Raw genomic sequence first — 23646 nt, forward strand, 5'->3', positions numbered from 1 at the left:
GCTTGGGACATCCCGCGGCGCCTCCCTAGAGTTTCGACCGGAGGCGAAACGTGGCGGTGTTCCTGGTCGACGCCGAAGTGATGGCGCAGGCGCGTTTCGGCACCTCGCAGCTCACCGAGACGTTGGGGGCGCTGAATATCCTGCGCCGAGGTCAGCCGCTGCCGTGGCATCGGGTCTGGCGGGACCAGCATGTCGACGCCTTCCAGGGCCATCTCGACGATGATCCGGTGACCAGGGCCCTTCTGGCGCACGCGATATCGTCCTCCTGGATGGCCGACTTCCTGACGGTGCCGCCCGCCCGTCCGGACATGACGCTGGACGACGAGCTCGTGGAGCTGGAGTCGCTGTCGGACGACCGGATCCGCGCCGATCTGGCCCACGTACGTTCCCCGTTGGCCCCGGAATTGCGCGGGTCCGGGTTGGCGAGCCGGACAGCCGCTCTTCTGCGCTGGGTCTGGCGCCACACCGTCGAGGCGGACTGGCCGCGCCGGCAGTCGGTGCTGCGTGCCGACGTGGTGTCCCGGATCTCCCGCCTGGGCAGGGACGGATGGTCCGGGGTCATCAACGACATGCGGCCCGGCACGCGCTGGCTGGGCAACGGCCGGCTGCAGGTCGAGGAGCGGCCTTACCCACCGTCCGACGTGCGCGGCGGGACGCTGACGTTCTTCGCGGCCCACTGCCGGGGAGGCTGGATCTCCTGGAGATTGCCCGACCGCTTCGGAATCGTCTATCCAGTGACGGGAATCTTCGCCGAGGAGGCTCTCACCACACCGGATTCTCTGCGCCGCCTGCTGGGAAACTCGCGGAGCACGATTCTGGTGCAGGCGGCTGAGCCGGTCAGCACCACGGCAGTGGTCGCCGCGACCGGGCTGCCGCTCGGCACGGTCGGTGGTCATCTGCGCGTGCTGACCGAGGCCGGTCTGCTTCAGAAGCGCCGGTCGGGCCGGGAGGTCCTCTACTGGTGGACGGAGACCGCCCGAACGCTCGTGGCCGGGGCCTCATCGTTCTGACGGGGCACGGCGTGTCGGCGCGAGGTGCCCGCCTCCGTGTGCCCGGCGGGGCGGTGCCGCCGGGGTCAGGTCGAGGTCGAGGCCGTCCTCCGGCCGGCGCAGATGTGCCAGCGGCGGCCAGCGCGGCCTGGGTGTCGCCGGCGGGCGCGGGGCTCTGCCCGGCGTCGATCATCACACTGCCGCGTTCGTCGACGACGACGGCGACGCCGGCGTGGACCGCCTCCGGGTCCGGATCGCCCGGACAGAGCCAGACCCGACCGGCGAGGTGGTGGAACTGCGGGGCGACCAAGGAGATCGACCTCCGAGATTGATCACGGACACTGGTGTGGCGATCGCCGACCCTCGGTGAGGGTGTCGGCCGGCATCGCGCTGCCGGATGATCGGCGCAGGTCAGAGTTCGTTCGGCCGTCCTTTGCTCTGCTTACCTATAGGCACCAGTGACGCTCCGTGTCCGGTGCGCATAGGTAAGCAGAGCAAAGGACGTCGGGCATTGATCTGGGGCATTGCGGCGTGCGGATTCACGCTCGCGCCAATCGCCGAATCTCGATGAGTTCCACCCGCCTGGTAGGGCCTGACCGGCGTTGACCGGCGGCGCGGCGGTGTGGCAGCATTCGCGGCCTGACGGCAGTGAAGGAAGTCGGTGCGAATCCGACGCGGTCCCGCCACTGTCACCGGGGAGCGATCCCCCCTCGTGAGTCACGGCCGTGTGTCTGCGGTTGGAAGGCCGGGGGAGAGCGTCGATCCGGAAGCCAGGATACTTCGGCCGTCGGGACGTACCCCAGGGCGTGGACACCCGAGGAGGACCCGATGACGCACGGCGTCTCATTCATCGACGAGCATCGTCATAACCTGTGCACAGGGCGCCGCAGCGCGCCCGGAACCGGGCGCGCCCGCACGCCAAGGGCCGGCCGTCGCGGCGTGCGCCAGGCCGCCGGCTTCCGGTACCGCTGAGCCGAGCGCCCGCCGCTGACCGGCCCCGACGCCCGCGTCGGCGCGTCGTTCGCCCGGGCCGTCGTACCGGCTGACGCCGTACCCGTCCGCATCGTCCCGGTCGCCCCCTCGGGGCCCAGGGCGTCACTTTCCGGAGCCAACCGTGCGCATCCTGCTGCTGTCCACCGCCGACACCGACCTGCTGGCCGCCCGCGCCAGCAACGCCGACTACCGGTTGGCGAACCCCGCGCGGGTCACCGTCGAGGAGGTGCCCGCCCTGCTCGACGGGGTCGCCCTCGTCGTCGTACGCCTGCTCGGCGGTCGGCAGGCGTGGCCGGACGGCCTCGCCGCGGTGCTCGCCACCGGAGTGCCGACGGTCGTGCTCGGCGGTGAGGCGCTACCCGACGCGGAGCTGATGGCCATCTCCACGGTGCCGTCCGGGGTCGTCACCCAGGCGCTGGCCTACCTGGTGGAGGGCGGGCCGGACAACCTGGGGCAGTTGGCCCGGTTCCTGTCCGACACGGTGCTGCTCACCGGCGAGGGCTTCGCCCCGCCCGCCCCCACCCCGGCGTACGGGGTGCACGGCGAACACCCCGCCGACCCGGACCGGCCCACGGTGGGAATCGTCTTCTACCGGGCGCACGCCCTCGCCGGCAACACCGGATTCGTCGACGTGCTGGCCGAGGCGGTGCGAACGGCCGGCGGCAACCCGCTGCCGATCTTCTGCGGCTCGCTGCGCGGGCTGACCGCGGGCGCCGGCCCACTCGGACTCTTCGCCCGCTGTGACGCGCTGCTGGTCACGGTGCTCGCGGCCGGCGGCGCGGTCGCCGCGGACGCCTCCGGTGGCGGCGACGAGGACGCCTGGGACGTCGGCGCCCTGGCCGCCCTGGACGTGCCGGTCATCCAGGCGCTCTGCCTCACCAGCACCCGCGCGCAGTGGGCCGACAGCGACGCCGGACTGTCCCCGTTGGACGCCGCCATGCAGGTGGCCATCCCCGAGTTCGACGGCCGGATCGTCACAGTGCCGTTCTCGTTCAAGCAGATCGACGCCGACGGACTCTCGGTCTACGCCGCCGACCCCGAACGGGCCGCCCGCGTCGCCGGGATCGCGGTCCGCCACGCCCGGCTGCGGTACGTGCCGCACGCCGACAAGCGGGTCGCCGTGGTGCTCAGCTCGTACCCCACCAAGCACTCCCGGGTCGGTAACGCCGTCGGGTTGGACACCCCGGCCTCGGCGGTCAGACTGTTCGCCGCGCTCGTCGAGGCCGGCTACGACCTCGGTGACGCGCCGCCGCCCGACGACGGCGACGCGCTGATCCACGCGCTGATCGCCGCCGGTGGCCACGACGTGGAGTGGCTCACCCCGGAGCAGTTGGCCGCCGCCGAGGCCCGGATACCGGGGTCGACGTACCGGCGCTGGTTCGACCAGGTCCCGGTCGAGCTGCGCGAGCGGATGCGGGAGCACTGGGGTGAGCCGCCCGGCGAGCTGTACACCGAGGGCGGCGACATCGTCCTCGCCGGGCTGCGCTTCGGCAACGTGGTGCTGCTGATCCAGCCGCCCCGCGGCTTCGGGGAGAACCCGATCGCCATCTACCACGACCCGGACCTGCCGCCGAGTCACCACTACCTGGCCGCGTACCGCTGGTTGACCGCCGCCGTCGCGGACGGCGGCTTCGGCGCGGACGCCGTGGTGCACCTGGGCAAACACGGCACCCTGGAGTGGCTGCCCGGCAAGGGACTCGGCCTGGCCGCCGACTGCGCGCCCGACGCGGTCCTCGGCGACCTGCCACTGGTGTACCCGTTCATCGTCAACGACCCCGGCGAGGGCACCCAGGCCAAACGGCGGGCGCACGCCGTGGTCGTCGACCACCTGGTCCCGCCGATGGCCCGCGCCGAAACCTACGGCGACCTGGCCAAACTGGAACAACTCCTCGACGAGTACGCCACCGTGCAGGCCCTCGACCCGGCCAAGGTGCCCACCGTGCGGGCCCAGATCTGGGAGCTGGTGCGCGCCGCCGAGCTGCACCACGACCTGCACGCCGAGGCCATGCCCGACGCGGACGACTTCGACGACTTCGTGCTGCACCTCGACGGGTACCTCTGCGAGGTCAAGGACGTGCAGATCCGCGACGGGCTGCACATCCTCGCCGACGCGCCCACCGGCGAGCCCCGGGTCAACCTGGTCCTGGCGGTGTTGCGCGCCCCGCAGATCTGGGGCGGCGCCCGCGCCCTGCCCGGCCTGCGACAGGCCCTCGCCGTCGCGTACTCCCTCGACGAGCAGGAGTTGCTCGCGGCGCCGGGACAGCGACTGGCGCTGCCTGCGGCACTTACCGACGTGGTGGACGGGCCGGCCGGCACCGCCGCCGACGCGATCGACCTCATCGAGGCCCTCGCCCGCCGGCTGGTCGTCGGCATGGAGACCCTCGGCTGGGCCGTGGACGCCGCCGACGCCGTGGTGACGGAGGTGACCGGTCGGCCGATTCCGGAGGTCGCCGCGGTGCTGCACTTCGCCGCCACCGAGCTGGTGCCCCGACTGGACCGGACCACCGACGAACTGACCCACACCCTCGGGGCGCTCGACGGGAGGTTCGTGCCGCCCGGACCGTCCGGCTCACCCACCCGCGGACTGGTCAACGTGCTGCCCACCGGCCGCAACTTCTACTCCGTCGACCCGAAGGCCATCCCCAGCCGCAACGCCTGGGACGTCGGGGTGGCCCTCGCCGACTCGCTGCTGGCCCGGCACCTCGCCGACACCGGGGCGTACCCCCGCTCGGTGGGGCTGACCGTGTGGGGCACCAGCGCGATGCGCACCCAGGGCGACGACATCGCCGAGGTGCTCGCGCTGCTGGGCTGCCGGCCGGTCTGGGACGACAGGTCCCGGCGGGTCACCGGCGTCGAGGTGGTGCCGACCGCCGAACTGGGCCGGCCCCGCGTCGACGTCACAGTGCGCATCTCCGGCTTCTTCCGCGACGCGTTCCCGCACGTCGTGGCGCTGCTCGACGACGCCGTCCGGCGGGTCGCCGCCCTGGACGAGCCGGACGAGGAGAACTACCTGCGGGCGCACGTCGCCGCCGACCTGGCCGAGCACGGCGACGAGCGGCGGGCCACCGCGCGGATCTTCGGCTCCAAGCCGGGCGCGTACGGGGCGGGGCTGCTGCCCCTGATCGACGCCCGGACCTGGCGCAGCGACGCCGACCTGGCCGAGGTGTACGCGGTGTGGGGCGGTTACGCGTACGGCCGGGGCCTGGACGGGCGGGAGGCGCGCGCCGACATGGAGCGCTCGTTCGCCCGGATCGCGGTGGCGGTGAAGAACCAGGACACCCGCGAGCACGACATCGTCGACTCCGACGACTACTTCCAGTACCACGGTGGGATGGTGGCGATGGTGCGCCACATCACCGGCACGTCACCGGCGGCGTACGTGGGTGACTCGGCGATGCCGCACGACGTGCGCACCCGCACGCTGGGCGAGGAGACCCGGCGGGTGTTCCGGGCCCGGGTGGTCAACCCGAAGTGGATCGCCGCGATGCGCCGGCACGGCTACAAGGGCGCGTTCGAGCTGGCGGCCACAGTGGACTACCTGTTCGGCTACGACGCCACAGCCGGCGTGGTCGACGACTGGATGTACGAGCACCTGGCCGCCGCGTACCTCTTCGACGAGACCACCCGGGAGTTCCTGGAGCAGTCCAACCCGTGGGCGTTGCGCGGCATCACCGAGCGGCTGTTGGAGGCCGCCGACCGGGGGCTGTGGGCCAAGCCGGAGCCGGCCACCCTCGACCGGCTGCGCGACACGTACCTGGCCAGCGAGGGCGACCTGGAGGACCGGTTGTGAGCGCGAGGAGTGAGCCGGTTTTGCGAGCCCCGCAGTCGCGAACGAAAGAAGGCGCAGTGACGATCTACCCGTTCAGCGCGGTGCTCGGCATGGCCGACATGCGACTGGCGTTGCTGCTCAACGCGGTCTCCCCGGCGATCGGCGGGGTGCTGGTCCGTGGCGAGAAGGGGACCGCCAAGTCCACAGCGGTGCGGGCTCTCGCCGCGCTGCTGCCCCCGGTGCGCCGGGTGGCTGGTTGCCGGTTTGGCTGTGACCCGGCCGAGCCCGACCCGGCCTGCCCGGACGGCCCGCACCCGGCCGACGCCGCCGCCGAGACCCGCCCGGCCCGCCTCGTCGAGCTGCCGGTGGGCGCCGCCGAGGACCGGGTGGTCGGTGCGCTGGACCTGGAGAAGGCGATCGGCGAGGGGGTACGCGCCTTCGAGCCGGGCCTGCTCGCCGCCGCTCACCGGGGCGTGCTCTACGTCGACGAGGTCAACCTGCTGCACGACCACCTTGTCGACCTGCTGCTCGACGCGGCGGCGATGGGTCGCAGCCACGTCGAGCGGGAGGGCGTGTCGGTCAGCCACGCGGCCCGGTTCCTGCTGGTCGGCACGATGAACCCGGAGGAGGGGGAGCTGCGCCCGCAGCTGCTCGACCGGTTCGGGCTCACCGTGGAGGTGGGTGCCAGCCGGGACCCGGAGATCCGGGTCGAGGTGGTCCGCCGCCGGCTGGCCGCCGACGCGGACCCGGTCGGCTTCGCCGCCCGCTGGGCCGACGCCGACGCGGCGATCGCCGGCCAGGTGGCCGCCGCCCGCCGCCGACTTCCCGGGGTACGACTGCCGGACGCCGCGTTGCGGCAGATCGCCGAGGTGTGTGCGGCGTTCGACGTGGACGGGATGCGGGCCGACATCGTCACCGCCCGTACCGCCCTCGCCCACGCCGCCTGGCACGGCCGGGACCGGGTCACCATCGACGACGTCCGGGTGGCCGCCCGGCTGGCCCTGCCGCACCGCCGCCGCCGCGACCCGTTCGACACCCCGGGGCTGGACGAGAAGCGCCTCGACGAGGCGTTGCAGCGCGCCCAGGACGCCCACCCCGACGACCCGGACGACGACGGCCCCGATAACAGTGGCCCGGACGGCGGCGGCCCGCGGGGCGGTGGCCCGGCCGGCGGCGGCCCGACCGGGGGCAGCCCGGCCGGCGGCAACCCGCAGGCCGGCGACGGCAGTGGCCCGCAGGGCGGCGACGGCAGTGGCCGGCACAGCGGCGACGGCAGTGGCGATGGCATGCAGCAGGGCGATCCAGGGTCGTCCGGGCACTCGGCGGCCGGTGACGACGATCCGACCCGGGTCGGTGGGACGTCTCAGCCGCTGGCCGTACCCCGGGGTGGGTTGAAGGCGCGGGTGCTCACCGCGCCGGGCCTGGGTGACGGGGTGCCGGGCCGGCGGTCGCGGGCCCGCACCGGGCGGGGCCGCACGACAGGCGCCCGGGTGCCGGCGGGCCGGGTCGGCGCGCTGCACCTGCCGGCCACGATCCGTGCCGCCGCTCCGCACCAGGCGGCCCGGGGCCGGCTCACCGGCCCGCTCCGACTGCGCCGGGACGACCTGCGCGAGGCGGTGCGCGAGGGGCGCGAGGGCAACCTGGTGCTGTTCGTGGTGGACGCCAGCGGCTCGATGGGCGCCCGGCAGCGGATGACCGCAGTGAAGGACGCGGTGCTCGCCCTGCTCACCGACGCGTACCAGCGGCGGGACAAGGTCGCGGTGATCGCGTTCCGGGGCGCCGGCGCCCGGACCCTGCTGCCGGCGACCTCGTCGGTGCTGGCCGCCTCGACCCGGCTGGCCGAGTTGCCCACCGGGGGGCGTACGCCGTTGGCCGAGGGGCTGCTCGCCGCCGCGGACCTGCTGCGGGTGGAACGCCTGCGCGACCCGAAGCGTCGCCCGCTGGTCCTCATCGTCACCGACGGGAGAGCCACCGCGGGAACTCGTCCCCTCGACCGGTCGGCGGCGGCGGCAGCCGTCCTGGCGGCCACCGGCGCCCCCTGCGTGGTCGTGGACTGCGAATCCGGCCCCGTCCGCCTCCACCTGGCCGCCCGCCTGGCAACCCAGCTGCGTGCCCCAAGAGCTTCCCTGGAATCCCTGACCCACCCCCATGCCAACCCCCGCGATCTTGCACTTTCGGTCGCGGCATAACGGGCGAAGTGCGCATATGACAAACAGAAACTGCAAGATCGCGGGACACCTGGATGCGGGACTCGCGGGCCACCTGGATACGGAACGGGGGACGGGCTGATGCCGCAGGGACAACCGAGTTCGGTGCCAGCTGACGGGTTGACGACCCGGCAGCGGCGGCACCGGCCACTGCTCATCGTCCACACCGGACAGATGAAGGGGAAGTCCACGGCGGCCTTCGGGCTGGCGTTGCGGGCCTGGACCGCCGGTCTGCCGGTCGGGGTGTTCCAGTTCGTCAAGAGCGCCAAGTGGCGGGTGGGGGAGGAGAACGCCTTCCGGGCGCTCGGCGAGGCGCATGAGCGCACCGGCCAGGGCGCACCGGTCGCCTGGCACAAGATGGGCGAGGGCTGGTCCTGGATCCAGCGCGGCGGCGACGCCGACCACGCCGCCGACGCCCTGGAGGGTTGGCGGCAGATCCAGCGTGACCTGGCCGCCGAGCGCTACGGGCTGTACGTGCTGGACGAGTTCACCTACCCGATGAAATGGGGCTGGGTGGACGTCGACGAGGTGATCGCCACCCTGGCCGACCGACCTGGCTTCCAACACGTCGTGATCACCGGTCGGGACGCCGACCCCCGCCTGGTCGCCGCCGCCGACCTGGTCGCCGAGCTGACGAAGGTCAAGCACCCGATGGACGCCGGCCAGAAGGGTCAGAAGGGCATCGAGTGGTGAGCGCGCACTGGGCACTGCCCCGGGTGGTGGTCGCCGCCCCGGCCAGCGGCCACGGCAAGACGACGGTGGCCACCGGGCTGCTCGCCGCACTGCGCCGTCGGGGCCTGACGGTCAGCCCGCACAAGGTCGGCCCCGACTTCATCGACCCCGGCTACCACGCCCTCGCCGCCGGGCGGCCCGGGCGCAACCTCGACCCGTTCCTGGTCGGGGCCGACCGGATCGCACCCCTGCTGCGACACGGCGCGAGCGTCCCCGCGCCCGCCGACGTCGCCGTGGTGGAGGGCGTCATGGGCCTGCACGACGGCGCGGTGGGCCGCCGCGACTACGCCTCCACCGCGCACGTCGCCCGGCTGATCGAGGCACCCGTGCTGTTGGTGCTGGACACCACCGCGCAGGGCCGGTCGGCTGCCGCGCTCACCCTCGGCATGGCCGCGTTCGACCCGGCGGTACGGATCGGCGGGGTGATCCTCAACCGGGTCGGCTCACCCCGGCACGAGACGCTGCTGCGCGACGCCCTCGCCGAGGTGGGCGTGCCGGTGCTCGGGGCGGTCACCCGCGCCGCCGAGGTGGCCGCGCCGGCCCGGCACCTCGGGTTGGTGCCGGTCGCCGAGCGGGCACCCGAATCGGTAGCGATCGTCACCGCGCTCGCCGAACTGGTCGAGGCCACGGTGGACCTCGACGCCGTGCTCGACCTGGCCCGGACCGCCCCGCCGCTGACCACCCCGGCGTGGGACCCGGTCGCCGCCGTCGGCGGGCCGGTCGGCGTCGGGCGGCCACGGGTCGCCCTCGCCGGTGGTCCGGCCTTCACCTTCTCGTACGCGGAGACCGCCGAACTGCTCACCGCCGCCGGGGCGGACGTCGTCACCGTCGACCCGCTGCGTGACCCGGCGCTGCCCACCGGCGTCCGCGCGGTGGTGATCGGCGGCGGCTTCCCCGAGGCGCACACGGAGGCGTTGGCCGGCAACACCGCGCTCCGCGCCGAACTGGCCGACTTCGACGGGCCGATGGTGGCCGAGTGCGCCGGGCTGCTCTACCTCGGGCGGTCCCTGGACGGCGTACCGATGTGCGGCCGGCTGGACCTGACCGCCCGGATGACCGACCGACTCACCCTGGGCTACCGGGAGGCCGTGGCCGTCACCGACTCCCCGGTGGCGCGCGCCGACGAGCGGGTACGCGGCCACGAGTTCCACCGCACCACCACCGACCCGGGGCACGGCGAGGCGCCGGCGTGGCGCTGGAACGACACCGAGCACGGCTTCGTCACCGGCCGGGTGCACGCCTCCTACCTGCACACCCACTGGGTCGGTCATCCGGAGGCGGCCCGCCGACTGGTCGAGGCGTGCCGATGAACGCCGACGCCACGCTCACCGGGGTCGGCGTCGGCCCGGGCGACCCGGAACTGCTCACCGTCAAGGCGGTACGGCTGCTGCGCGAGGCCGACCTGGTCTTCGTACCCGTGATGGCGGACCGGGTCGCGCCCACCGCGACCGCCGGTGCGACGTCGCCGGGTGCGGACGCCGGGCGGGCCGAGGCGACAGTGCGCTCCCACGTCGCGGCGGACCGGCTGCGCCGGCTGCCGTTCGCCCTCGACGACCGGGGTGGGGTGACCCCCCGCCGGGCGGTGGCTTGGGACGAGGCCGCCCGGGTGGTGGTCGAAGCGATCGACGCCGGCGCGCGGTCACTGGCCTTCGCCACCATCGGCGACCCCAACGTCTACTCCACCTTCGGTTACCTGGCCCAGAGCGTCCGCGCGTTGCGCCCGGCGGTGCGGGTGGCGACAGTCCCCGGCGTCACCGCCATGCAGGAGCTGGCGGCGCGCAGTGGCACCCCGCTCTGTGAGGGACGCGAACCGCTCACCCTGCTGCCGGCCACCGCGGGCCTGGCGCTCTTCGCCGACGCCCTCGCCGGGCCGGGCACCGTGGTCGCCTACAAGGGCTGGCGGCGGCACCCGGAACTACTTGCCGAACTGCGCCGGCAGGGCCGGCTCGCCGACGCGGTGCTCGGACGCAGCCTGGGGCTGCCCGGCGAACGTGTCGGGCCGGTCGACGACACCGAGCACGACCTGCCCTACCTGTCGACGCTGCTGGTTCCGGCCCGCCGCGAGCACCGAGGAGGAAAGCTGTGACCAGCGACGGCACTGTGTGGTTCGTCGGCGCCGGCCCGGGGGCGGCGGACCTGCTGACCCTGCGGGCCGCCCGGGTGATCGCCGAGGCGGACATCGTGATCTGGGCGGCCAGCCTGGTGCACGCCGACGTGCTCGGCCACGCCCGCCCCGGCGCGGAGATCGTCGACTCGTCGCAGCTGCCGATCGAGGGGGTGCTGCCGCTCTACCGGCGCGCCGCCGAGCAGGGGCTGACAGTGGCCCGGATCCACTCCGGCGACCCGGCGCTGTGGGGCGCGGTGCAGGAGCAGCTGGACCTGTGCCGGGCGCTCGGCCTGATCGTCGAGATCGTGCCCGGGGTCTCCTCGTTCACCGCCGTCGCGGCGATCGTCGGGCGGGAACTGACAGTGCCCGAGGTGGCCCAGTCGGTGATCCTCACCCGCCTGGAAGGCGGCAAGACCCCGATGCCGCCTGGCGAACGGGTTCGCGACTTCGCCCGGCACGGCACCACCATGGCGCTGTTCCTCTCCGCCGCCCGCTCCGGGCAGGTGCAGGCCGAGCTGCTGGCCGGCGGCTACGCCGAGGACACCCCGGCGGTGGTGGCGTACCAGGCGACCTGGCCCGACGAGCTGGTGGTTCGCTGCACTGTCGGCACCCTGGAGGCGACCGTCAAGCAGCACAAGCTGTGGAAGCACACCCTCTTCCTGGTCGGGCCGGCCCTCGCCGCCGAGGGAACCCGCTCGCACCTCTACCACCCCGGGCACTTCCACACGTTCCGCCGGGCCGAGCCGGCCGCCCGCGCCGAACTGCGCCGCCAGGCCAGCGCCCGCACCGGCGGGACCGCCGCACCGGGGCACACACCATGACGTACGCCGAGCCGCCGCTGCGCGAGCCGGACCTGCCGCGTACCGCGAAGGTCCGGCCCACCGCGCTACGCACCGGCTGGACCACCGGGGCGTGCGCGACGGCGGCGGCCAAGGCCGCGGTCACCGCGTTGGTCACCGGGGAGGTTCAACCGGACGTGGAGATCGGGCTGCCCGCCGGACGGCGGGTGCGTTTCCCGGTGGAGCGCTGCGAGGTGACCGGCACCCCGCCGGTGCGGGCCGAGGCGGTGGTGGTCAAGGACGCCGGTGACGACCCGGACGTCACCCACGGCGCCGAACTGACCGCCACCGTGGACTGGACCGACGTGCCCGGCCTGCGGCTGGCCGGCGGTGCCGGCGTCGGCACCGTCACCAAACCCGGCCTCGGGCTCGCGGTCGGCGGCCCGGCGATCAACGACACCCCCCGCCGGATGATCGGCGAGGCAGTGGCCGAGGTGGTCGACCTCAGCGAGGTCGGCGTCCGGGTGGTGATCAGCGTGCCCCGGGGCGAGATCATGGCCCGCAAGACCACCAACCGTCGGCTCGGCATCCTGGGCGGCATCTCGATCCTCGGCACCACCGGGATCGTCCGCCCCTTTTCCACCGCGTCGTGGCGGGCCAGCGTCGTGCAGGCAGTGCACGTGATGGCCGCCCAGGGCGAGCCGACAGTGGTGCTGTGCACCGGTGGGCGTACCGAGCGGGCCGCCCGCGCGCTCCTGCCCGACCTGCCCGAGGTCTGCTTCGTCGAGGTCGGCGACTTCACCGGGGCGGCCGTGACCGCCGCCGTGGGTGACGGGATGACCGGGGTCGTCTTCGTCGGCATGGCCGGCAAGCTCGCCAAACTCGCTGCCGGCATCCTGATGACCCACTACACCCGTTCCGCCGTGGACCTCTCCCTGCTCGGCGCGGTGACCGCCGAGGCCGGCGGTGACCCGTCGCTGGTCGCCGCCGTGACCGAGGCGAACACCGGGCGGCACGCGTACGAGCTGTGGGAGGCCGCAGGGCTGCTCGCCCCGGCCGGCGACCTGCTCTGCCAGCGGGTCCGCCAGGTGCTGCGGCGTTTCGCCGGGCCGACGGTCACAGTGGACGTGGCGATGGTCGACTTCGCCGGCGCGCACGTCGTCGCCTCCTCCGGCCGGTGGCCCCGATGACGCGGATGGCGTCGGTGGCCCCGTTGACCGCCGTGACAGTGGTCGGCCTGGACGCGGCGGGCGCGCCGCCGCACCCCGCGCTCGCCCCGGTGCTGGCCACCGCCGGGCTGGTGGTCGGGGCCGCCCGGCACCTGGCCGTGGTGCCCGTACCGGCCGGCGCGGACACCGTCACCCTCGGGCCGCTCGCCCCCGCCCTGCGCCGCCTCGCCGAGGCCGTCGACGCCGGGGTGCCGGCCGTGGTGCTGGCCAGCGGCGATCCCGGCCTGTTCGGCATCGTCCGGCGGCTGCGTGCGACCGGGCTGCCGCTGCGGGTGGTGCCGGCGGTGTCCAGTGTGGCCGCCGCGTTCGCCCGCGCCGGGCTGCCCTGGGACGGCGCGGCAGTGGTCACCGCGCACGGGCGCGACCCCCGAGCCGCAGTGAACGCCTGTCGGGCGCTGCCGCTGGTCGCGGTGCTCACCGCGCCCGGCGCCGGTGCGGCCGAGCTGAGCGCCGGCCTGATCGGCTGGTCCCGCCGCCTGCTGGTCGCCGAGCACCTGGGCACCGCCGCCGAACGGATCCGCGCGGCGACCCCCGAGCAGGCCGCCGCCGAAACCTGGGCCGACCCGCACGTAGTCCTCAGCCTCGCCGACGCCGTGCCGGGCGACGCCGTGCCCGCTGACACCGGGTCCGTCGACGCCGTGCCCGCTGACACCGGGTCCGTCGACGCCGTGCCCGCTGACACCGGGGCCGCCGAGGCCGGGCTTGCCGACGCCGCGTCCGATCGGGGCGCGGCCGGCGGGATGCGCGCCGACAACCAGCCCGCCGCCGCGCCGGCCGGCGGCTGGGCACTGCCGGAGGACCGGTACGCCCACCGCGACTCCATGATCACGAAGTCTGAGGTGCGCGCCCTCGTCGTCGCCCGGCTGCGCCCCCGACTGGGCCGGCTGATCTGGGACGTCGGCGCGGGCAGCGGCTCGGTCGGCATCGAGTGCGCGCTGCTCGGCGCGGCCGTCCTCGCCGTCGAACGCGACCCCGAGGCCGGCGCGACCATCCGGGCCAACGCCGCCGCGCACGCCGTGCACGTCCGGCTCGTTGTCGGACGCGCCCCGGCGGCGCTGGCCGACCTCCCCGAGCCCGACGCGGTCTTCGTCGGCGGTGGGGGCGTCGACGTCCTCACCGCCGTGCTGGCCCGCCAACCCGAGCGGGTGGTGCTCACCCTGGCCGCACTGGACCGGGTCGCACCGGCCGTGGGTCTGCTGCGCGCCGCCGGCTACACGGTCGGCGGCTGCCAACTCTCCGCCGCCCGCCTCGCCGACCTGCCCGGCGGGTCGATCCGCCTCGCGGCCACCAACCCGGTGGTCGTCCTCACCGGGGAGCGCCAGTGACCGACCAGAACCCGCCCACCCGGATCGGCCTGGTGGCGGCCACCGCCGCCGGCCGCCGGCACGCCGACACAGTGACCGCCGCGTGGCCGCACGCCCGGCTGGTCGAGGGAGAGAACGTCGCCGACGCGCTGCGGACCGCCTGGGCCGGCTGCGACGCGGTGATCGCGTTCCTGGCCACCGGGGCGGTGGTGCGGATCGTCGCGCCGCTGCTCGACGACAAGCGCACCGACCCGGCGGTGGTGGTCGTCGACGAGGCGGCCCGGCACGCCGTGGCGCTGCTCGGTGGGCACGCCGGCGGGGCCAACGCCCTCGCCGAGCAGGTCGCCGCCCTGCTGGACGCCCGACCGGTGATCACCACCGCCACCGATGCTGTCGACCTGCCGGGGTTGGACACCCTCGGCTGGCCCGTCCAGGGCGCGGTCGCCACGGTGTCCCGGGCCATCCTCGACGGCGAGCCGGTCCGGCTGATCGCCGACGCCGACTGGCCGCTGCCCGCCCTGCCCCCGAACGTGCGTGCCGCCGCCGAGGACCAGCCGGACGACGGGTACCGGCTGCTGGTCACCGATCGGGTGGTGCCACCCGACGAGCGGACCGCAGTGCTGCGGCCGCCGTCGCTGGTCGCCGGAGTGGGCGCGAGTCGGGGCGTACCCGCCGCCGAGGTGGCGGAGCTGCTGCGCCGGGTGCTGGCCGAGGCCGGCCTCGACCCGGCGAGCCTGCGCTGCCTGGCCACCGCCGACATCAAGGCCGACGAGGCGGGCATCCGCAGCACCGCCGACGCGCTCGGCGTACCCCTGGTGACCTGGCCGGCGACGCGGCTGGCGGCGGTCGACGTGCCGCACCCCAGCGAGGTGGTCCGGGCCGCGGTCGGCACGCCGAGCGTGGCGGAGGCCGCGGCCCTGCTCGGCCCGGACGGCCGGGCCGTCGACGCGACGCTGCTGGTGGGGAAGACCGCGACGGCGATGGCCACCGTCGCGGTGGCCCGGCACGCGCCACGCGGCCGGCTGGCGGTCGTCGGCCTCGGGCCGGGCGCCGCCGACTTGCGCACCCCCCGCGCGGTGGCCGAGCTGCGTCGCGCCGCAGTGGTGGTCGGCCTCGACCAGTACCTCGACCAGGTCCGCGACGTGCTCCGCCCCGGGACCCGGGTGCTCTCCACCGGGCTGGGCGCCGAAGAGGCGCGGGCCCGCGCCGCCGTCGCCGAGGCCGCCGCCGGCCGGGCGGTCGCGCTGATCGGCTCCGGCGACGCCGGGGTGTACGCGATGGCCAGCCCCGCCCTGGAGTACGCCGACGAGCGGATCGACGTGGTGGGCGTGCCCGGCGTCACCGCAGCCCTCGCGGCCGGGGCGCTGCTCGGCGCGCCGCTCGGCCACGACCACGCCTACCTGAGCCTGTCCGATCTGCACACCCCGTGGGGCGTCATCGAGCGGAGGGTGACCGCCGCCGCCGAGGGTGACTTCGTGACGCTCTTCTACAACCCGCGCAGCCGGGCCCGCGACTGGCAGCTCGGCAAGGCGATCGGCATCCTCGCCGCGCACCGGCCACCGGACACCCCGGTGGGCGTGGTGCGCAACGCCAGCCGCCCCGACGAACGCGTGCACCTCGCGACACTGGCCACGCTGGAGACGGCCATCGTCGACATGTACAGCGTCGTGGTCGTCGGCAGCAGCGACACCCGGCTGGTCGCCGGCCGGATGGTCACTCCCCGGGGGTACCGGTGGCGCTCGTGACGATCGACGCCTGCCAGGGCTGCGGCGCGTGCCTGCTCACCTGCCCCACGCACGCGATCCGGCCGGTCGCCGGTGGCCTCACGGTTTGCGCCGACAGGTGCAACGGCTGCCTGGAGTGCCTGGAGATCTGCCCGGTCGACGCGATCCGCGTCGTCGAACCCGACCCTTGTGAAGGAGCCCGATGAGCCGGGTGGTGCACCCCATCGAGGTCGAGTCGTACCGCATCCTGCGCGAACGCGTCGACCTGTCGCACCTGCCGCCGCTGAGCCGAGCGGTGACCGAGCGGGTGGTGCACGCCAGCGCCGACCTCGCGTACGTCGACGACCTGGTCTGCGACGAGGCCGCCCTGGAATCAGGGCTGGCCGCGCTGCGCGCCGGGGCGCCGGTGGTCACCGACGTGGCGATGGTCGCCGCCGGTATCACCTGGGCCGACCTGGAGCTGGTCTGCCCGGTCGCCGAGCCGGCCGCCGCCGCCCTGGGCCGTTCGGCCGGCATCACCCGTTCGGCGGCGGCGGTCCGGATCGCCCTGGAGCGGGTCGGGCCGGGAGCGGTCTGGGTGGTCGGCTGCGCGCCCACCGCTCTTGTCGAACTGCTCACAATGGACGCCGCACCGGCGCTGGTCGTCGGCCTGCCGGTCGGCTTCGTGGGCGCCGCCGAGTCGAAGGCGGCGCTGCGGGCCAGTGGCCTGCCCGCCGTGTCCAACGTGGGCGAGAAGGGTGGCTCGGCGGTTGCCGCCGCCGCCCTCAACGCCCTGCTCTACGTCGAGGAGAAGTCATGACCGGGTTGGTCATCGTCGGGCACGGCACGCGCAGCGCGGCCGGGGTCGAGCAGTTCGCCGCTCTCGTCGAGCGGGTCCGCCGTCGTGGTGACATCGGCGAGGTCGAAGGCGGCTTCATCGAGCTGTCCCGCCCACCGCTGACCGACGCGGTAGGCGCGCTCGTCGCCCGGGGGCACCGGGCGCTCGTGGCGTTGCCGCTGGTGCTCACCGGCGCCGGACACGGAAAGGGTGACATCCCCGCCGCGATGGCCCGGGAGCAGCAGCGCCACCCCGGGCTGAGCTACCGCTACGGCCGCCCCCTCGGGCCCCACCCGCTGCTCCACGAAGCCCTCGAACAGCGCATCGACGCCGCACTGGCCGGTGCCGACCGGTCCGGCGCGGAGTTGGCCGATGCCGACCGGGCCGGCACGTGGGTGGCGTTGATCGGGCGGGGGTCCACCGACCCGGACGCCAACGCCGAGGTCGCCAAGGTCGCCCGGCTGCTCTGGGAGGGGCGTGGCTACGCGGGCGTGGAGCCGGGGTTCATCTCCCTGGCGCAACCGTCGGTGCCGGTCGTGCTGGAACGGGTGCGCCGCCTCGGCGCGCGGCGGATCGTGGTGGCGCCGTACTTCCTGTTCGCCGGGGTGTTGCCGGACCGGATCGTCGCCCAGTCGACGGAGTTCGCCGCCGCCCACCCCGACCTGGACGTCCGCGTGGCCGAGGTGATCGGTGACTGTGACGCCCTCGCCGACCTCGTCCTGGAGCGGTACGCCGAGGCGCTGGGCGGCGACATCCGGATGAACTGCGACACCTGCGCGTACCGGGTGTTGATGCCCGGCTTCGCGGACAAGGTGGGTCGCCCGCAACGCCCGCACGACCACCCCGACGACCCGGTCGGCCACCATCACCACGACCACGGCCACCACCACGGGCACGACCACCACGGGCACGACCACCACGGGCACGACCACGGCTCGGTCGCCGTGGTCGGCGGCGGGCCGGGGCCGGACGACCTGATCACGGTACGCGGAAAGGCGCTGCTCGACGCGGCGGACGTCGTGGTGGTCGACCGACTCGCCCCGCAGGGGCTGCTCGCCGGGCTGCGCCCTGACGTGCTGGTGGTCGACGCCGCGAAGGTGCCCCGTGGGCCGTCGATGGCCCAGGAGACGATCAACGAGGCCCTGGTGTCGCACGCCCGCGCCGGTCGCCGGGTGGTCCGGCTCAAGGGCGGTGACCCGTACGTCTTCGGGCGCGGCCACGAGGAGGTGCAGGCCTGCGTGGCCGCCGGTGTGCCGGTGACGGTGGTCCCGGGGGTGAGCAGCGCGCTCGCCGCGCCTGCCCTCGCCGGGGTGCCGGTGACGCACCGGGGCGTGGCGCACGACGTCACAGTGGTCTCCGGGCACCTGCCGCCCGGGCACCCTGACTCGCTCGTCGACTGGGCGGCGCTGGCCCGTGCCCGGGGCACTGTCGTGCTGCTGATGGCCGTCGACACCATCGCCAAGATCGCAAGCGTGCTGATCGAGCACGGTCGCGCCCCGGAGACCGCGGTGCTGGCCGTGCAGGACGCCGGGCTGCCCGCCCAGCGGTCGGTGCCCACCCGGCTGGACGAGATCGGCGCGGTCGCCGCCCGCGAAGGCATCGGCCCGCCCGCCGTCTTCGTCCTCGGCCCGGTGGTCGCCCTCACCACCACCGGGCCGACGAAATGACGACTACTCGCTGCGGGCGGTCTCGGGCCCGGTGACGCGTTCCAGCAGGGGCAGGGTGGAGGCGATGACGCCGAGGCAGGCTGCCAACCCGACCACGACGATCACGTAGAAGCCCAGCTGCGGCGCGACGAGCGTGTAGTCCATCTGGGCCCGCAGGAACAGGTGGGCGGCGAGCAGGCCCATCCCGATGGCGACGGCGGCGACGGCGAGCATCGGTACGGCGCTCTCCAGCGCCACCACCCGGCGCAGGACCCGCACCGGAGCGCCGCTGAGCCGCAGCAGGCTGAACGGGCGACGGCGTTCGGTGAGGCCGCCGATCACGCTGACCGCGAGGCTGCACCCGCCGAGCGCGAGGCTGGCCACGATGACGACGTTTGCCAGTTGTTCCCAGCCGCGCAGCGTGTTCGCGAAGTCCGACTCGAAGTCGCCGGGCACGTTCGGCCCCACCCAGAAGGTCGGGAAGGCGACCTCCAGCACGGTGCGGACGCGCTCGACGGCGGTGGCGGAGCCGTCCGTGCCGACGACCATCGCCCCGACCGGTAGCCGCTGGAGTTCGTCGAGGGTGAACGACGCGGCGGGCCAGACCGTCGCGGGCGACGCCGACTCCCGCCAGCGGCTGAGGCCCAACGGCACCTCGATGACGCTCGCGCCGTCGGCGCACCGGCCGTACGCGCTCGGAAGGTCGGTGCACGCGATCACCCCACCCTCGCCACCGTTCATGGTGGTCGGGTTCTCCCGGATGGCGGTCGCGGACCGCACCCCGCTGATCGCCTGCAGCTCGGCGAAGAGCGTGTCGGGCACCGACGGCACCTTCTCGTCGAAGACGGTGGTCACCGTGCCCGCATCGGTCGAGCCGATCGGTGCCGGGCCGCGGTTGTCGACGATCGCGGTGATCACGCCGACGGCCACGCTCGTGACGAAGAGCGCGAGCATGATGCCGCTGATCGCCCGGAAGCCGGCCTTGGGGTTGTCGGCGAGACGGCGCGCGGCGATGAGCGTGGCCGGGCGGTTGGCGTACCGGGCCATCGCCCGGGCGCCGACCATCGTCAACCAGGGGCCGGCGAGGACCAGGCCAAACATGATGAGCAGCAGGCCGGGCAGGAACACCGCGGCCTGGCCGTCGGAGGTCTCGGGCCGGAACCCGATGGCGAAGAACAGCACGGCGACGCCGAGCACCATCGGGATCAGCCGGTACGCGCGCGGCGCCCGGGGGGTGACCCGCCGGGTGACGCCCAACGGCGAGATCCGTACCCGGCGCAGCGAGACCTGGGCGGCCAGCGCCGCGCCGGCCGGGACGCCGAGCGCCACCAGCAGGACGTCCAGCACGCCCAGGGACATGTCGCTGGGGAAGAACGGCATGCCGGTGAACGGGATGCCCGCGAGCGGGTCGCGGAAGGCGTAGAACAGGCCGAAGCCGACGGCGGTGCCGGCGACGGCGGCGGCGGCCGCCTCCACGGCGGCGACCATCGAGATCTGCCGGGGTGTCGCGCCGACCAGGCGCATCGCGGCGAAGCGCTGTTCCCGGCGGGCGGCGCTGAGCCGGGTGGCGGTGCCGATGAAGATCAGCACCGGGAAGAGCAACCCGCCGGCGATCACGCCCAGGATGAGGTTCACGGTGGCCTCGGGGAGGGCGGGGGTGTCGCCGACTCTGGTGACCTGCTGCGCGTTGGGCAGCTTGGCGACCTGGTCGGGGGTGCCGCCGGCGATGACGAGCAGGGTGTCCGGCGAGGTCAGCGCGGCCGGACCGACGGTGCCGAGGTCACGCCCCGGGTAGCGGTCGCCCAGTTGGTCGGCCGGGTGGGCGGCCAGCAGTTCGCGGAACGCGGGTGACGCGTAGTACTCGCCGGGGCCCGGGGTGCGCGGGATGCCGACCGGGGTGGGCGCGGTCGAGCCGGTCGCGGCGACGTCGATCCGAATGATCTGCTCGCCGTGGAAGAAGTCCTGCCGGTTCGACCACCACAGCGGCTCGACGTCGCCGGCCGAGGCGCTCGGATACATCGACGCGTACCGGGTGAGCTGTGTGTTGACCGCGTTGACCCCGGCAAGAGTGGTCAGCAGCAGCCCGCTGCCGACTGCGACGGCGGCGGCGATGACGAGCAGGCGGGTGAGCGCCTCGCGGCCGCCGGCCACGGCGAGGCGGAGCCCGAAGCGGATCATGAGGCGATCCGGTCCGGCGCGTTCACGCGCCCGTCGCGGACCATGACCTCGCGGTCGGCGTACGCCGCGATCCTGGCCTCGTGGGTGACCAGGATGACTGTGGTGCCCAGCTCGCGGGCCGCGTTGACGAGCAGGTCCATCACCTGCTCGCCGGTGAGCGAGTCGAGCGCGCCGGTCGGCTCGTCGGCGAAGAGCACCTGCGGCTCGGCGACCAGGCCGCGGGCCAGGGCGACGCGTTGCGCCTGCCCCCCGGAGAGCTCACCCGAGCGGCGCTGCTCCAGGCCGTCCAGGCCGAGGCGCGCGAACCAGGCTCCCGCCTTCGGCAGCGCCTGCTTGCGGTGTACGCCGCTGAGCAGCAGCGGCAGGGCGACGTTCTCCACCGCGGTGAGCTCGGGGACGAGTTGGCCGAACTGGAACACGAAACCGAAACGGTCCCGGCGCAGGCTGCTGCGCTGGGTCTCGGCCATGGCGTCGACGCGCGCCCCGTCGAAGAGGATCTCGCCGGAGTCGGGCACGAGGATGCCCGCCAGGCAGTGCAGCAGTGTGGATTTGCCGGAGCCGCTGGGGCCCATCACGGCGATGATCTCGCCCGCGTCCACGGCGAGGCTGGCGCCGCGCAGCGCTGGGGTCTGACCGAAGGAGAACTCCACGTCACGCGCTTCGATCACGACGCTCACGGCCGCACCTCTTTCCGCAGGGCGTCCAGTCGGGCGCCGGTCATCTCGATCCATCGGAGGTCCGCCTCCAGGTGGTAGAGGCCGTGGTCGGCGAGCAGCGCGTCGACCAGACCGCCGGCGCGCTTGATCTCGGTCAGCTCACGCATCCGGTGCAGGTGCGCGCTGCGCTGGGTGTCGAGGTATTCGGCGGCCGGACGGTCCAGCATCAGCGCGAGCACGACCTTGGCGAAGAGCACCGTCTGCAGGTGCGGTTCCGGGTCGACCGGCTGGGTGAGCCACTGCTCGACCTCGGTCGCGCCGACGTCGGTGATGATGTAGCGCTTGCGGTCCGGACCGGAGCCGGGGGCGACGTCGCTGATCACCACCTTGCCGTCGCGGGCCAGTCGGCTGAGGGTGGAGTAGACCTGGCCGAACGGCAGTGGTTTGCCCCGGCCGAAGAAGGCGTCGTAGTCGCGCTTCAGGTCGTAACCGTGGGTGGGCTCCCGTTCGAGGAGGCCGAGAAGAGTCAGTGGCACGCTCATGGCAGCAGACTACACCGAGGGTATACCTCGCGTATATACCCTCGGTGTGTTGCTGGCCGCGCCCGGTCCCGGGCGTTGGTGTCGATGACGTGCGGCGCGGCTGGCGCGCCGTCAACCGGTCAGGGCGCGGGCCAGGGCGTAGCCGACCGTGGCCGCTGCGAGCCCGGCGGCCACACTGCCGAGCACGTTGGCCAGCGCGAGGAGCCGATGGCCGCCAGTGGTCAGCCGCAGCGTCTCGTAGCTGAAGGTGGAGTAGGTGGTCAGCGCGCCGCAGAAGCCGGTGCTGAGCAACGCGCTGACCGCCGGGCCGGCCGGCCACCCGGCCAGGACGCCGAGCAGCAGCGACCCGGCCACGTTGACCAGCAACGTGCCCCAGGGGAACACCGAGTCGTGCCGGGACTGCACGGCCCGGTCGGTCAGGTAGCGCAGCGGCGCGCCGACGGCCGCGCCCAGGGCGATGAGCAGGACGGTCATCGGGCCGCCCGGCGCAGCAGCCCGGTGGTGGCGGCGTCGCCCAGCCCGACCGCGACGAGCGCCCCGAGCACCGTCGCGGCGAGGTACGCCAGCGCGGTGCCCGGTGCGCCCGCGACGATCGCCTGCTGGACGTCGACCGCGTAGGTGGAGAAGGTGGTGAACCCGCCGAGCACCCCGACCCCGAGGAACGGGCGAGCCAGCGGGTGTCCACCGTCGAGGTGCCCGAGCACCGCCATCAGCACGCCGATCAGCAGGCAACCGGACAGGTTGATGGTGAACGTGGCCCACGGGAAGCCGGTCGGCGCGTGCGGAACGGCGTGTTGCAGACCGGCCCGGGCCAGCGCGCCGAGCACCCCGCCGGCCGAGATCGTGGCGAGGATCGTCGCGGGGCGCGCGGTCAGCTCGCGGCGGTCGGCGGGGACGCGCAGGTCGACGTCGGGGTCGGTACGCGGCTCGAACGGCTCTGGCACGGGTCGTCAGCCTACTGCCGCGACAGCGGCGTTGACGTGCTGCCCGCGACAGCGGCGGTGACGTGCTCCCCGCGACAGCGGCGTTGATCTGCCGCCCGCGACAGCGGCGTCAGCGTACTGCCGCGACGGCGGCGTCCGGGCCACCTCGCCAGACCGTGCCGACCTCGCTGAACCCGGCGGCGGTGAGGGCGGCGAGGTGCCAGGAGACCGGCGGGTTCCACTCGGGGCTGTGCCCGGTGGGGTAGATGGCCTGTCGTTGGGCGACCAGCGGGGCGAGCACGGGGTCGGCGCCGGCCCGCTCCCACCAGTCCGACCAGGACAGCGTCGAGCCGGCGGCGTACCGGGCGTTGCGCCGGACCCGGGCCCGGTCCATCAGCCGCTTGGTCAGCTCCGGCAGGGTGTCGTCGGGCATGTGGTCGGCGTTGACGAAGACGCCGCCCGGTCGCAGCACGTCGCGCAGTTCGGCGTAGAGCTGCCCGAGCCGGTCGGCCGGCAGCCAGTGCAGGGCGGTGGCGGTCAGCACGGCGTCGTATTCCTGGTGGGGGAGCGTGGAGCGCCACTCGGGGGTGCCGAGGTCGGCCGTGACGATGGTGGCCCGGTCGGCCAGCGAGGCGGCGGCGATGGCGAGCAGCGCCGGGTCGAGATCGACCAGGGTCGTCTGCGCCGTGGGGAAGCGAGCGAGGGTCCGCAGCGAGATGGTGCCGGTGCCACCGGCCAGGTCGAGCACCCGCGGCGGCCGGCCGTCGAGGACCGCGTCGACGGTGTCGAGCATGGCGGTGAACCGGTGTTCCCGGTCCGGGAGGTAGGCCTCCTGCTGGCGGTCCCAGCTTTCCTGCCAGGCCCAGGGGTCCACGATGTAAGGAGTCATAGCGGTCAGGCTAGTTACGGCACGAGCTGGTTGTCCAGACCTTGTTGCACATCTTTTGCAATTGCGGGAAGATGGCAGAGCGATGATCAGAGTGACGCCGGGCCGGGCGCGGTGTTGGTCCGCGCGATGTAGTCGTGGACCCAGACATCGCCGTCGTACCCG

The 23646-nt window shown here is 74.3% G+C and carries 19 protein-coding genes and 1 riboswitch; of the genes, 13 read left to right on the plus strand and 6 right to left on the minus strand.

Annotation, left to right across the window (positions count from 1 at the left end; all coding sequences use genetic code 11):
• The first annotated feature begins 50 nt into the window (after positions 1-50).
• The 13 genes from ABZU74_RS30160 to cobA all read left to right on the plus strand — a co-directional run bounded on the left by ABZU74_RS30160 (position 51) and on the right by cobA (position 18317).
• Entirely contained in the window at positions 51-1010 is a 960-nt protein-coding gene (locus tag ABZU74_RS30160; protein ID WP_355430912.1) for a helix-turn-helix domain-containing protein, read from the plus strand.
• A gap of 630 nt (positions 1011-1640) precedes the next feature.
• Positions 1641-1770: riboswitch (cobalamin riboswitch) on the plus strand.
• A 333-nt stretch (positions 1771-2103) separates the two neighbouring features.
• Positions 2104-5772: a cobaltochelatase subunit CobN gene (cobN, locus tag ABZU74_RS30165; RefSeq protein ID WP_355430915.1), complete on the plus strand. Its 3669-nt coding sequence runs from the start codon at positions 2104-2106 to the stop codon at positions 5770-5772.
• 56 nt (positions 5773-5828) lie between these two features.
• Positions 5829-7940 (plus strand): putative cobaltochelatase, encoded by a 2112-nt coding sequence (locus ABZU74_RS30170; protein WP_355430918.1) that lies wholly within the window; start codon positions 5829-5831, stop codon positions 7938-7940.
• Positions 7941-8039: 99 nt separating this feature from the next.
• Complete coding sequence (gene cobO, locus ABZU74_RS30175; RefSeq protein ID WP_355430920.1) at positions 8040-8651, plus strand: cob(I)yrinic acid a,c-diamide adenosyltransferase; 612 nt, start codon at positions 8040-8042, stop codon at positions 8649-8651.
• Positions 8645-10000 (plus strand): cobyrinate a,c-diamide synthase, encoded by a 1356-nt coding sequence (locus ABZU74_RS30180; protein WP_355430923.1) that lies wholly within the window; start codon positions 8645-8647, stop codon positions 9998-10000. The genes cobO and ABZU74_RS30180 overlap by 7 nt, the downstream gene beginning before the upstream one ends.
• Positions 9997-10776, plus strand: a complete 780-nt coding sequence (gene cobI / locus ABZU74_RS30185; RefSeq protein WP_355430926.1) for a precorrin-2 C(20)-methyltransferase — start codon at positions 9997-9999, stop codon at positions 10774-10776. The genes ABZU74_RS30180 and cobI overlap by 4 nt, the downstream gene beginning before the upstream one ends.
• On the plus strand, positions 10773-11618 hold the full coding sequence (cobM, locus tag ABZU74_RS30190) for a precorrin-4 C(11)-methyltransferase (RefSeq protein WP_355430929.1): 846 nt from the start codon (positions 10773-10775) through the stop codon (positions 11616-11618). Before cobI ends, cobM begins: the two co-directional genes overlap by 4 nt.
• Positions 11615-12766: a cobalt-precorrin-5B (C(1))-methyltransferase gene (locus tag ABZU74_RS30195; protein WP_355430932.1), complete on the plus strand. Its 1152-nt coding sequence runs from the start codon at positions 11615-11617 to the stop codon at positions 12764-12766. Before cobM ends, ABZU74_RS30195 begins: the two co-directional genes overlap by 4 nt.
• Complete coding sequence (gene cbiE, locus ABZU74_RS30200; protein ID WP_355430934.1) at positions 12763-14130, plus strand: precorrin-6y C5,15-methyltransferase (decarboxylating) subunit CbiE; 1368 nt, start codon at positions 12763-12765, stop codon at positions 14128-14130. The genes ABZU74_RS30195 and cbiE overlap by 4 nt, the downstream gene beginning before the upstream one ends.
• Entirely contained in the window at positions 14127-15854 is a 1728-nt protein-coding gene (gene cobJ / locus ABZU74_RS30205; RefSeq protein WP_355430936.1) for a precorrin-3B C(17)-methyltransferase, read from the plus strand. The genes cbiE and cobJ overlap by 4 nt, the downstream gene beginning before the upstream one ends.
• Positions 15842-16039, plus strand: a complete 198-nt coding sequence (locus tag ABZU74_RS30210) for a 4Fe-4S binding protein (protein WP_355430939.1) — start codon at positions 15842-15844, stop codon at positions 16037-16039. Before cobJ ends, ABZU74_RS30210 begins: the two co-directional genes overlap by 13 nt.
• Positions 16036-16632, plus strand: a complete 597-nt coding sequence (locus ABZU74_RS30215) for a precorrin-8X methylmutase (RefSeq protein WP_355430942.1) — start codon at positions 16036-16038, stop codon at positions 16630-16632. Before ABZU74_RS30210 ends, ABZU74_RS30215 begins: the two co-directional genes overlap by 4 nt.
• Entirely contained in the window at positions 16629-18317 is a 1689-nt protein-coding gene (gene cobA, locus ABZU74_RS30220; RefSeq protein ID WP_355430945.1) for a uroporphyrinogen-III C-methyltransferase, read from the plus strand. Before ABZU74_RS30215 ends, cobA begins: the two co-directional genes overlap by 4 nt.
• Before the next feature lie 3 nt (positions 18318-18320).
• Here the strand turns inward: cobA and ABZU74_RS30225 are convergent, their stop codons facing one another.
• The 6 genes from ABZU74_RS30225 to ABZU74_RS30250 all read right to left on the minus strand — a co-directional run bounded on the left by ABZU74_RS30225 (position 18321) and on the right by ABZU74_RS30250 (position 23484).
• Positions 18321-20474: an FtsX-like permease family protein gene (locus ABZU74_RS30225; RefSeq protein WP_355430947.1), complete on the minus strand. Its 2154-nt coding sequence runs from the start codon at positions 20472-20474 to the stop codon at positions 18321-18323.
• A complete protein-coding gene (locus ABZU74_RS30230) occupies positions 20471-21151 on the minus strand; it encodes an ABC transporter ATP-binding protein (protein ID WP_355430950.1) in 681 nt (226 codons plus the stop codon). Before ABZU74_RS30230 ends, ABZU74_RS30225 begins: the two co-directional genes overlap by 4 nt.
• Positions 21148-21672 carry a PadR family transcriptional regulator gene (locus ABZU74_RS30235; RefSeq protein ID WP_355430953.1) on the minus strand — a complete coding sequence of 175 codons (525 nt, stop codon included), beginning with the start codon at positions 21670-21672 and terminating at the stop codon, positions 21148-21150. Before ABZU74_RS30235 ends, ABZU74_RS30230 begins: the two co-directional genes overlap by 4 nt.
• A gap of 111 nt (positions 21673-21783) precedes the next feature.
• Positions 21784-22146, minus strand: a complete 363-nt coding sequence (crcB, locus tag ABZU74_RS30240) for a fluoride efflux transporter CrcB (protein ID WP_355430956.1) — start codon at positions 22144-22146, stop codon at positions 21784-21786.
• The gene (locus ABZU74_RS30245; protein WP_355430958.1) at positions 22143-22616 is read right to left on the minus strand and encodes a CrcB family protein; all 474 of its coding nucleotides are present in this window, start codon (positions 22614-22616) and stop codon (positions 22143-22145) included. Before ABZU74_RS30245 ends, crcB begins: the two co-directional genes overlap by 4 nt.
• Before the next feature lie 109 nt (positions 22617-22725).
• The gene (locus tag ABZU74_RS30250; protein WP_355430960.1) at positions 22726-23484 is read right to left on the minus strand and encodes a methyltransferase domain-containing protein; all 759 of its coding nucleotides are present in this window, start codon (positions 23482-23484) and stop codon (positions 22726-22728) included.
• Between the last annotated feature and the right edge of the window lie 162 nt (positions 23485-23646).

Source organism: Micromonospora sp. NPDC005171, assembly GCF_040608575.1.
Taxonomy (GTDB): domain Bacteria; phylum Actinomycetota; class Actinomycetes; order Mycobacteriales; family Micromonosporaceae; genus Micromonospora.